The sequence below is a fragment of the Paenarthrobacter sp. Z7-10 genome, assembly GCF_026932795.1.
In the GTDB taxonomy this organism is placed as follows: Bacteria; Actinomycetota; Actinomycetes; order Actinomycetales; family Micrococcaceae; genus Arthrobacter_M.
In genome coordinates, this window is the sequence record NZ_JADPVH010000088.1 from 1 (window position 1) to 9,808 (window position 9,808).

Consider the following 9,808-nt stretch of genomic DNA (forward strand, 5'->3'; position numbering starts at 1 on the left):
CGGACTGCTGCGCCACCCGGACCGTGCCCGCCGTCGTGCCTGATCCCGAAATCGCCACGACCACGTCGCCGCGTTGAACCGACGGCGTGGTGCTTTCCCCGATGACGTGCACCGGCAGGCCGAGGTGCATCAGGCGCATCGCAAACGCGTTTGCCATCAGGCCACTGCGGCCCTCGCCGTCGGCGAAGATTCGCGGCGCGCCGGCCAACACATCAGCCAGGCGTCGGACATCCTCCCGCTCGACGCGCTGCACCACCGTGGTGATCTCGGAAAGGACGACGTCCAACAAGTCCAATTGCTGCTGGCCGGGATGGCGCATCCCATCCTGGAGGAAGCCTCAGCGCTGACGGGCGAGGCAACACTGATGGCGGTCCGGGACGGGGATCAGCAACTGTACGTCCACTCGGTCCAGGGGCCCCAAGGCGTCAGCGTTATCGGCAGGCCGGGTGCCCACGGTCCATACACTGCACTGCACCGCCCAGGGCAAAGTGCTGGTCTCCATGGCGCCACAAACCATTCGCGAGGACCTGTTGAGCAGCCTTGAGCTGACCGCCAAAGGCCCCAACTGCATCACCGACCGCCAGCTTTTCCGTGCGGCCCTAGACGAAGTGCGGACCCGCGGCTGGGCCCTGGCCGATCAGGAACACGAGGCAGGCATCCGCGCCGTGGCTGTCCCCGTTCTCGGACCCGATGGCGTGCCACTCGCCGCGATCTCGACCGCCGCGCCGGCCTATCGGACCAGCATCGAGCATCTCATCGAATACGTGCCGGTATTCACGGCGGCCGGACGCCGGATCGCCGTTCGGATGCCGTCCCGCTGATCCCCTGCTCGGGGACTTCCCATCATCGTTGTGCGAGATTTGTTCTGCCGCCCCCGCTGTGAATGTAGTTCATGAGATCACGGATACCGAAGCACCAGGCCGGTATTTTTTCTGTTGCTCCAACTTCATTGATCAGCGTTCCCAAGTGAGGGCTGGAAATCTGCACGATGTCGCCCAGGTGATGAGTGAAGCCTTGGCCGGGCTCGTCACGGTCCTGTGTTGGGGCGAAGAGAGTTCCGGTGTAAAGAGCGATGCCGTCAGGGTATTGGTGGTGGTCACCGATTGTCGCACCGACCAGTTCTTCGAAGCTGCGACTGATCCGACCGACGTTGCTGCTCCCGACCAGCTGGTAACCGTCCTTTCCCTGGACGTTGAGAAGGATTTCCTCGGTACGCAGGGTCTCCATCGTGAAGACCTCGTCGAAGAGGCGGATGAACGGACCCAGTGCGCTTGAAGCGTTGTTATCCTTGGCTTTTCCGAGCAGGAGCGCGCTGCGACCTTCAACATCGCGCAGGTTCACGTCGTTGCCGAGTGTCGCACCCACCGTCTTCCCCGCAGAGTTTACGAGGAGCACAAGTTCCGGTTCCGGGTTGTTCCATGACGAAAAGGACGGGATGCCAATCATGGCCCCGGTTCCGACCGAGGACAGCACGGGGGCTTTGGTAAATACTTCCGGATCCGGGCCAATGCCGACCTCGAGGTACTGGGACCAGAGTCCTTCAGCCGTCAGAACTTTCCGGGCTTCATCGGCTTCGGCGGATCCGGGCCGCACCCCCTGCAGACTCCCGCCCAGGGCTGCGCCGACGAGCTCACGCATTCGGGCCGCCTGGTGCGGGTCACCCCCAGTTCTTTCTTCGATGACGCGTTCGATCATGCTGTCGACAAAGGTCACCCCGCAGGCCTTGATGACTTGGAGGTCCACCGGGGCCAGCAGATGGGGGCGGGCTGAGTCCCTTGCCAGGGAGGCATCGACGAGGTCAGCGATGCGCCAGCGCGGAGTAGTCAGGCTGGCTCTGACGTCTGCGAGGAGAGTCTCTGATTCCAGCAGATCCGACACCGTGGCCCAGACGGGCTGGAGGTCATACGCGTGCTTCCCGCTAAAGGCTGCGACGCGCGGACCATTACTTTCGGTGTCCCAAATGCGGCCGATCATCAGGGCGTCCTCAGAGTCCTCAGGGAGCACATCCGTCATGGTGAGACCGTCTGGAGAAGTGTCGCCCGGGTGCTCATCGTACGGCCGTCACTGGCTGCGGCCGTGTCCATACACCGTCGATGCGTTGCGGCACCGACCAGGGGTTGGGGTCTTGTAAGGCTTCCGGAAGTCTTGCGTGCGGAAAATCCTGGAAGGCCACCGGGCGCAGGAACCGCCGGACGGCGGCCGTCCCAACGGACGTTGTGGTCGTCGTTGTTGCTGGGTACGGTCCACCGTGGTGCTGGGCGTAACTGACCGTCACACCGGTGGGCCAGCCGTTCCATAGGACGCGACCGCTGATGTCGGTGAGGCGGGCGGCGAGGTCGTTGACGTCGTCGTCCTCTTCGGCCTGAATTGTGGTGGTCAGCTGCCCCTCGAGTAGCCCCGCCAGTGCGGTCAGTTCCGACTCCGTCGCGTATTCGATGATCAGGCTGGCCGGTCCGAACATTTCCTGGCGGAGAAGCTCGGGTTGGTCGAAGACGGCCGAGCTGGCAGCATGTAGAACGGTAGGTAGTGGGGCGGGCTCAAAGTTGCCCTCGACGATTCGCTGCACTCCCGGTTGATCACTGAGGTGTTCAACGGCATTTGTGTAGCCCTCGTGCAGCCGTTCGGTAAGTAGCGGTGCCGGTTCAAAGTCTGCGAGGGCGCGGTTCAGGACGCCTGATGCTTCCGCTGTGGCCCCTGCCGGCACAAAGAGCAGGCCTGGCTTGGTGCAGAACTGTCCCATGCCGAGACTGAGCGATCCAGCGTATCCCGTAAGAATGGTGTCCCGGCGCGCTGACCAGGCTTTCGCCGTCACAAAGACTGCGTTAATGCCTCCGAGCTCACCATAAAACGGGATGGGCTCCGCCCTGGAGGACGCGCGCTGCGCTAGCGCCCGCCCTCCCGCCGTGGAGCCCGTGAAGCCGATGGCTTTGACCAGCGGGTGGTCCACAAGTGCTTCCGCCGCTGCCCGTCCGGTCACTAGGGTGAAAAGAGCCTGGGGGGCTCCGCCCTCGAGGAGGCCGCGTTGCACGGTTTCGGCCGTACGGACCGAGAGTTCGGGATGACCCTCGTGGGCTTTGTAGACGACGGAGCATCCGGCGGCCAGGGCCGAGGCAGTGTCGCCGCCCATGACGCTGAAGGCAAAGGGAAAGTTCGAGGCGCCGAAGACGCCGACCACGCCCAGCGGTACGTTCATCCGCCGCAGATCAGGCCGGGGTCCCATTCCCCATTGTGGATCTGCATGGTCGATGGTCGCATCCAGGTGCTCACCCGAACGGATTTCCGAGGCAAACAACCGTAGCTGGAAAATCGTGCGCTTCAGCTCGCCTTGCAGGCGGGTTAGGCCGAGATGAGTCTCTCGGGCTGCCAGCGGTACGAGGACGCCGGCGTCGGCTTCAAGTGCCGCAGCCACGGCCTCCAGCCAAGCAGACCGCGTGCGCAAATCGGCGCCGCGTCCGAGCAGGAACGCTGCCTGGGCTGCGTTGACGATAGAGTCTAGGTCCGAAAGATTAGTGTTCACTGGTTGACTCCTACCGGGCTGACGACGGGAACGGTCACGGCTGCTCGACTGCCGATCTCCAGCCAGCCCTCCCCCTGCGGGAACCGCCATTTTTCCAGGGACGGGCTGAGAATCTGTGCTCCCGTCCCGGGCGATAAGGGCGCTGCGTAGCGGCCGTTGGTGATGCGGATGGGCTCCACGAAGTGCTCGTGCAGGTGATCCACGTATTCAATCATTCTGCCCTCCTGGCTGCCGGAAACGGCGGCATAGTCGAAGAAGGAAAAGTGCTGCACGAGCTCGCACAGACCAACACCGCCGGCGTGCGGGCAGACAGGTACGTTGAACCGGGCGGCCAGTAGGAGGTTGGCGATGTTTTCATTGACGCCGGCGACCCGGGTTGAGTCCAGCTGGAGTACGTCGATGGCCTGGGCCTGCAGAAGTTGTTTGAAGACAATGCGGTTTGCCACTGCTTCGCCCGTCGCTACGCGAACGGGTACCACGCCCGCTCGGATGGTGGCGTGGCCGAGAATGTCGTCGGTGCTGGTGGGTTCTTCGATCCAGTAGGGATCGAAATCCGCGAGCCCGTTGACCCAGTCGATAGCTTCGGCCACGTCCCATCGCTGGTTGGCGTCAATGGCGATCGGCAGCGAGCCCACGGCTTCGCGGGCCAGCGCCATGCGGCGACGGTCGTCGTCGATGTTGCCGCCGACCTTCAGCTTGATCATGGAAAAGCCGTCGGCCGCAGCCTCCCTGCTGAGCCGGACCAGCTTTTCATCGCTGTAACCGAGCCAGCCCGGAGACGTGGTGTAGGCAGGGTATCCGTTGGCCATTAGCGCTTCGATGCGGCGCGCTTTACCTTCCCGGCCCGCGACGAGGATATCCAGCGCCCGCGTGGGGTCGAGGGCGTCGCTGATGTGCGTGAAATCGACCACATCGACGATTTCCTGGGGCTCCATCTCGCTCAGGAGCAACCAGAGCGGTTTCTTTTCCCGCTTGGCGCGGATGTCCCAGAGCGCGCTGATTAGGGCACCACACGCCATTTGGGTCACCCCCTTTTCAGGACCGAGCCAGCGAAGCTGCGAATCGTGAACCAGTCGACGAGAGGCGGTCCCAAGGTCGAAAATGAGCTCGTCGATGTCCCGGCCGCGGAGCAATGCCGCGTATGAATCGATGGCACTGGTGATTATTTCGTTGCCGCGACCGCAGGAGAAGACGAATCCGTGCCCTTCTTCCCCGCCATCGGTTCGGATAATAACGTAGGCCGCCGAGTAGTCGGGGTCGACGTTGACCGCATCCGAACCGTCCAGCTCCAGTGAAGTGGGAAATCGGATGTCCTGCGTGATGATGGAAGTGATCGTTGCCATGGGGTCTCTATCTGGTGAGGGGATGAAATCCTATAGGAATAAATAGCATCATATATGGAATGTGGTTTGGATCAAGTTGGCCTCCCGGTCACGGAGCCATTCGCACCTGCTCCACTTCCGCCAGCTGGGGTGGTTGCACGTCGAAGGCATGCGCGAAGCGGTGGTAAGAGTTCCGAATATGCGCCCTCATGGCTTCCTCGGCCGCCGCAGGGTCTGACGCTTCTATGGCGTCGCGGACGCTTCGGTGTTCAGAAAGCGTGATTCGACCCTCCACATCGGCTGGGTAAAGCCGGAACAGGTGCAGGTGGCAGTGGGTTTTCGAAAAGGCCTGCTGGACCACCTGGTTTCCAGCGGAAGCCAGGATCATGCCATGAAAGCGGGCATCATGAGCCACCAGGTCCTGGCGCGCGGTGCCCAGGCTACCGATCCGGCCCTCAAGCGCCTTCAGTTCCGTCTCTAGAGCTGCGGACGGGTTCGAGAGCCGGTCCACCGCCGCAGATCGTGCCGCCCATGGCTCAATCAGTAAGCGAAACTCAAAGAGGGAACGCAATTCGGCGACATCCAACAGGGGGGTCGTGCTATAACCTCGGCCCGGGCTGTACACCAGCAGGTTGTCGCCTTCCAAACGCTGCAAGGCCTCTCGAACCGGCGTTTGGGACACACCCAATCGACGGGACACCGCATCGATGTTGATTCGGGTACCGGGTGCCATTTCTCCATCCAGTATCGACTGGCGGAGTGCTGAATAAACTTCGCTGGCGGCGACCTTGCCCGTCGATGGGTCGCTCGGAGTGGTTACTATCACGCGTCATTCCTCTCTACTGCCGCACGCGAACGGTGCGGGACTCGACGGTGAGCCTACGATGGCCAGCAATTTGAAGCCATAGTTGACGTGGATCACATTCCATATATGATACTAGGTATTCCTATAGGATGCGCCAGTTGAGCAATCGGCGCCTCCCGGATCGGTTCACCATCCGCTTCCGACCGCAGCAATGATCACCAGGAGAGTACCCATGTTAAAGGCAACACCGAAGTTGCTTCTTGTCCCGGCCGTCGCTATAGCCCTAGCTTTGGCGGGCTGCACATCCGGGACTGGTTCGAATGCGCCCGGCGCTACGACGGGAGCCGTCGCGGATAGCCATCTCACGCATATTCTCAAGTCGAAAACGATTAAGATCGCCGTCAGTGCCGACTCCCCCGGTTATGGGGTGATGAATTCCTCGGGCGCCTATGAGGGCTTCGACATTGATCTGGCCAATGCTCTTGGAACATCCTTGGGGGCAAAAGTGCAATTTGTAACGGCCACCAATGAAAGCCGGATCCCGCTGTTGCAGACCGACAAAGCCGACGCCGTGATTGCGACGTTCACGGCCTCCGATGCTCGCGCGCAGGTGGTGGACATGTCCACCCCGTATGCAGCCAGTTCCACCGTCTTCATGATCCCCTCCGGAAGCTCCATCTCCAGCTATGCGGACCTGGACGGCAAATCGGTGGCTACCTCACGGGGAAGCGTTGGCGAGGCGATACTGAAGGCCAACTTCCCGAAAGCCAAAGTCACGGACTTTAACACAGTGGCGGACTCCATCCAGGCGCTCAAGAGCCACAAGGTGGACGCGCTGATAGAAAACAACGCCATCATCGGTGGCCTGGTAAAGAGCAATCCCTCCACGTTCCAAGTCCTCAAGGGTGAACCCCTCAAACCAGCACTCTTCTCCATTGGCATCAAACAGGGTGACCAGACCTGGTTGAACTACCTCAATAACTTCATCCGGAACTACAACATCTCCGGTCAGAACGAGGCTGCACTCCAAAAGTGGTTCGGGCTGCATTTGCCCCCTTACCTCGCCCTCTAAAGTATTCGAACACGCTCTCGGGTTGGTGGAGGGCAGCCCTCCACCAACCATTGTTCACGAATAGGATCGTTTGCCCATGGCTCTATACTTCGGAGACCTGCTCCCGTTCAGTTCGCTCTTCCTCGAAGGGCTTTGGACGGCTGTGTACATCACCCTCATCGCCATGCTGGCCGGAAGCGCAATAGGCGTTCTGCTGTATCTGGGAAAGGCCGGCGCCAGAAGGGCGCTCAGGCTCCTGTGTACCGGCTACATCGAAGTCATCCGCAACACGCCGCTGCTGGTCCAGCTGTACCTGATCTACTTCGCCCTTCCTGCGGTCGGCATCAACCTCGGGCCCGTCTGGGCAGCTGCCATCGGCCTGACGCTGAACAACGCCGCCTACACAGCTGAAATCTACCGGGCCGGGTTCGAATCAGTGCCCTATGGTCTGCGCGAGGCCGGGAAAGCGCTCGGCATGAAGCCGGCGCAGATCGTGCGCTACATCGTCATACTTCCGGCGACCCGGAACGTCTTCCCCGCACTGACGAACCAGCTCATTCTACTGTTTTTGGCATCATCGATCGGATCCATCATCTCCCTTCCCGAACTGACCAACGCAACAATGACCGTCAGCAACACAACGTACCGGACCATCGAGGCACTAACCGTGGGCGGTCTTTTGTACCTCGCGGTATCAGCCGTGTTGGCGCTGGCCTCAAAACGGGCCGAAACGACGTTGTTCCGATGGGCGGTGAGTGGCCATGTTTAGGGCCTTCGGTTGGCAAGACCTAATTCCCCTGGCGAAAGGGGCGTGGCTGACCATCCAACTGTGCGCCGTGTCCGGAATCCTAGGGATCTTTTTCGGCCTGATCCTGGGCCTGGCCAGAACGTCTCCCAGCAGGATCGCCCGTTGGATCAGCACCATCTACATCTTCTGCATCCGCGGTATTCCGATTCTGGTCATCATCTTCTTCATCTTTTTCGGAATCCCCCTGCTCTTTCCCGGCATGGAGCTGGACAAGTTCGCCGCGGCCGTCATTGCACTGACCGTCTTTGCCGCTGCCTACGTCGCCGAAATTGTGCGCGGCAGCATCGAAGCGATACCCAAGGGACAAAGCGAAGCGGCCGAGGCCCTCGGTCTGGACTACTGGCGCAAGCTTAGGTACGTAGTGCTGCCGCAGGCCATGAAAATTATGGTTCCCCCAGGCGTCGGCTTCCTCATTGGACTGGTTAAGGATTCATCGCTCGTGACCGTCACAGGATTCATTGAACTGACCCAAGCGGGCAACATTGTTACAAACCTCACCGGTGACCCCATCAAGACATTCCTGGTCGTTGCGGCCATGTACTTCATCATCTGCTACGGCATCTCCCGACTGGGACGCCTCTACGAGAGACGAACCGGGATCCACATCAACGCTCTCAAACTTCCAGAGCCCGCGGGCCTTTAGATCGGACCACACCAGTGATTTTCGTCAATGACCTCCACAAGAAGTTCGGTCCAAACCATGTGCTGAAGGGAGTTAACTGCCACATACGCGAACAAGAAGTGGTGTGCGTCATCGGCCCCTCAGGCTCGGGCAAGAGCACTTTCCTGCGCTGCATGAACGGCCTGGAATCGATCACATCCGGCAGCATCGTCATCAACAAGCACACCCTGAACGACTCAAAGACCAACATCAACCTGGTAAGACAGGAAGTGGGAATGGTCTTCCAGCACTTCAACCTCTTCCCGCACCTCCGAGTCATCGATAACGTCATGCTTGCCCCCCTTAGGGTGAGCCGGATATCCAAGGAAGAAGCCCACGCCAAGGCTGAAACACTGTTGGCCAAAGTGGGTCTGGCGCAAAAAATGGACGCGTACCCGGGAAACCTCTCGGGAGGACAAATGCAGCGCGTAGCCATAGCGCGCGCACTGGCGATGGATCCCAAGATAATGCTCTTTGACGAACCCACGTCAGCCCTCGACCCGGAAATTGTCGGCGAAGTACTCACAGTCATGAAAGATCTGGCAAGCGAGGGTATGACAATGGTTGTGGTGACCCACGAAATGGGGTTTGCCAGGGAAGTCGCCGACCGTGTGATATTTATGGATCAAGGACTGATCGTGGAAGAAGGTTCGCCGGAGCAGATTTTCGCGTCGCCCCAACATGAAAGAACCCAAGGATTCCTCAGCAAGGTCCTCTAAACCCCGGTCGTTCAGACTGTCATTTCGGACGATCGGGCCGGAAACCGGCCGATCCCTCCAGAGCCACGCGAATCAAGGCGAAGCTGCTACTCGCGTCTCGGCAAACGATGGTGAGGACACCCTTGCTTTCGTAAAATAGGTTCTGAGGCTCTGCCAGATCTAGGACCCTGTGTGGCTCCGGGTGGGCCGGACACCGCGGGCCTCGACTCGCGGTAGGTGCTCGAAGCCCTCGGCACCGCGGGGATCTGATCAATGCGGCGAGGCTCCGTGATCGATGAGCCTGCGCTCGTGGAGGCGCTGACCGAAGGAAGGGTCGCTGGCGCCGGGCTGGACGTCTTCAGCAACGAGCCCAATGTCCTGCTGAGCTGCTCCGGATGAACACTGTGGTGCTGCTCCCCCACCTCGGCTGTGGCACCTTCGAGTCCGTCGCGATGGCCGACCTCGTGCTGGCCAATCTGCGACAGTTCCTCGCCGACGGGACGCTGCTCACACCGGTGCGTTGAGCACCGGGTCGAGTTCGTCGGCATGCTCCCCGGCATACCCCCGGGCGCGACGCGGACGCCGCCACGCCAGCGGAAGCACGACCACCAGCACGATGAGGAGCCAGATCGCGAAGGTCTTATCGCCGTGCGACGTGAGCAGCGTAGTGACCTGTTGTGGACCGAACCCGATGTTGAGCAGGAGTAGGAACTGGTGGTCCCCAGCCTCGATGGCGGGAGTAGAGCCTGTACGTCGTGTTAGTGGGACGACTTGGTCAACGCTGGCCAGCTCGGTGCCTGTGGAGTGTTCCCGTTTTTGTGGACTCGGGATTATGCCGCGAGTTCGTGAATAGATTTATAGCCTAACTCAATTTCGGCTGGCGTCAAATAGCCGAGCGTTGAATGGCGGCGACGTGTGTTGTAATAGCCTTCAATCCAAAGAAACG

At 60.7% G+C, this 9,808-nt stretch carries 12 protein-coding genes; 7 read left to right on the forward strand and 5 right to left on the reverse strand.

Translation table 11 applies throughout. The features are described from left to right. Positions 1–319: SIS domain-containing protein (locus IV498_RS17740; protein ID WP_269048408.1), on the reverse strand; the 319-nt coding region annotated here is incomplete at its 3' end. Between the two features lie 127 nt (positions 320–446). Here IV498_RS17740 and IV498_RS17745 point away from each other — a divergent pair. Continuing rightward, entirely contained in the window at positions 447–821 is a 375-nt protein-coding gene (locus tag IV498_RS17745) for an IclR family transcriptional regulator (protein ID WP_269048409.1), read from the forward strand. 22 nt (positions 822–843) lie between these two features. On the opposite strand, the gene IV498_RS17750 is transcribed toward IV498_RS17745, so the two are convergent. The 4 genes from IV498_RS17750 to IV498_RS17765 form a co-directional block, all read right to left on the reverse strand. Then, positions 844–2,013 (reverse strand): fumarylacetoacetate hydrolase family protein, encoded by a 1,170-nt coding sequence (locus IV498_RS17750; protein WP_269048410.1) that lies wholly within the window; start codon positions 2,011–2,013, stop codon positions 844–846. A 34-nt stretch (positions 2,014–2,047) separates the two neighbouring features. Continuing rightward, positions 2,048–3,517, reverse strand: coding sequence for an aldehyde dehydrogenase (NADP(+)) (locus tag IV498_RS17755; protein WP_269048411.1), 1,470 nt, complete (start codon positions 3,515–3,517; stop codon positions 2,048–2,050). Further along, positions 3,514–4,860 (reverse strand): enolase C-terminal domain-like protein, encoded by a 1,347-nt coding sequence (locus tag IV498_RS17760; protein WP_269048412.1) that lies wholly within the window; start codon positions 4,858–4,860, stop codon positions 3,514–3,516. Before IV498_RS17760 ends, IV498_RS17755 begins: the two co-directional genes overlap by 4 nt. Before the next feature lie 88 nt (positions 4,861–4,948). Further along, complete coding sequence (locus tag IV498_RS17765; RefSeq protein WP_269048413.1) at positions 4,949–5,572, reverse strand: GntR family transcriptional regulator; 624 nt, start codon at positions 5,570–5,572, stop codon at positions 4,949–4,951. Between the two features lie 304 nt (positions 5,573–5,876). Here IV498_RS17765 and IV498_RS17770 point away from each other — a divergent pair, with 304 nt between their 5' ends. From IV498_RS17770 to IV498_RS17795, 6 genes are all read left to right on the forward strand, one after another. Continuing rightward, on the forward strand, positions 5,877–6,716 hold the full coding sequence (locus IV498_RS17770; RefSeq protein ID WP_269048414.1) for a transporter substrate-binding domain-containing protein: 840 nt from the start codon (positions 5,877–5,879) through the stop codon (positions 6,714–6,716). 76 nt (positions 6,717–6,792) lie between these two features. Beyond that, entirely contained in the window at positions 6,793–7,464 is a 672-nt protein-coding gene (locus IV498_RS17775; protein ID WP_269048415.1) for an amino acid ABC transporter permease, read from the forward strand. Continuing rightward, positions 7,457–8,146 carry an amino acid ABC transporter permease gene (locus tag IV498_RS17780; protein ID WP_269048419.1) on the forward strand — a complete coding sequence of 230 codons (690 nt, stop codon included), beginning with the start codon at positions 7,457–7,459 and terminating at the stop codon, positions 8,144–8,146. Before IV498_RS17775 ends, IV498_RS17780 begins: the two co-directional genes overlap by 8 nt. A 14-nt stretch (positions 8,147–8,160) precedes the next feature. Next, positions 8,161–8,883 carry an amino acid ABC transporter ATP-binding protein gene (locus IV498_RS17785; RefSeq protein WP_269048416.1) on the forward strand — a complete coding sequence of 241 codons (723 nt, stop codon included), beginning with the start codon at positions 8,161–8,163 and terminating at the stop codon, positions 8,881–8,883. Between the two features lie 267 nt (positions 8,884–9,150). After that, positions 9,151–9,261, forward strand: coding sequence for an NAD(P)-dependent oxidoreductase (locus tag IV498_RS17790; protein WP_269048417.1), 111 nt, complete (start codon positions 9,151–9,153; stop codon positions 9,259–9,261). Then, on the forward strand, positions 9,258–9,386 hold the full coding sequence (locus IV498_RS17795; RefSeq protein ID WP_269048418.1) for a hypothetical protein: 129 nt from the start codon (positions 9,258–9,260) through the stop codon (positions 9,384–9,386). Before IV498_RS17790 ends, IV498_RS17795 begins: the two co-directional genes overlap by 4 nt. Positions 9,387–9,808 lie beyond the last annotated feature (422 nt).

What these genes read in the sequence shown, in the direction of transcription:
- IV498_RS17750 (WP_269048410.1), bottom strand. Translation starts at nt 2,013, where the DNA reads ATGACGGATGTGCTCCCTGAGGACTCTGAGGACGCCCTGATGATCGGC.
- IV498_RS17760 (WP_269048412.1), bottom strand. Translation starts at nt 4,860, where the DNA reads ATGGCAACGATCACTTCCATCATCACGCAGGACATCCGATTTCCCACT.
- IV498_RS17765 (WP_269048413.1), bottom strand. Translation starts at nt 5,572, where the DNA reads ATGGCACCCGGTACCCGAATCAACATCGATGCGGTGTCCCGTCGATTG.
- IV498_RS17770 (WP_269048414.1), top strand. Translation starts at nt 5,877, where the DNA reads ATGTTAAAGGCAACACCGAAGTTGCTTCTTGTCCCGGCCGTCGCTATA.
- IV498_RS17775 (WP_269048415.1), top strand. Translation starts at nt 6,793, where the DNA reads ATGGCTCTATACTTCGGAGACCTGCTCCCGTTCAGTTCGCTCTTCCTC.
- IV498_RS17780 (WP_269048419.1), top strand. Translation starts at nt 7,457, where the DNA reads ATGTTTAGGGCCTTCGGTTGGCAAGACCTAATTCCCCTGGCGAAAGGG.
- IV498_RS17795 (WP_269048418.1), top strand. Translation starts at nt 9,258, where the DNA reads ATGAACACTGTGGTGCTGCTCCCCCACCTCGGCTGTGGCACCTTCGAG.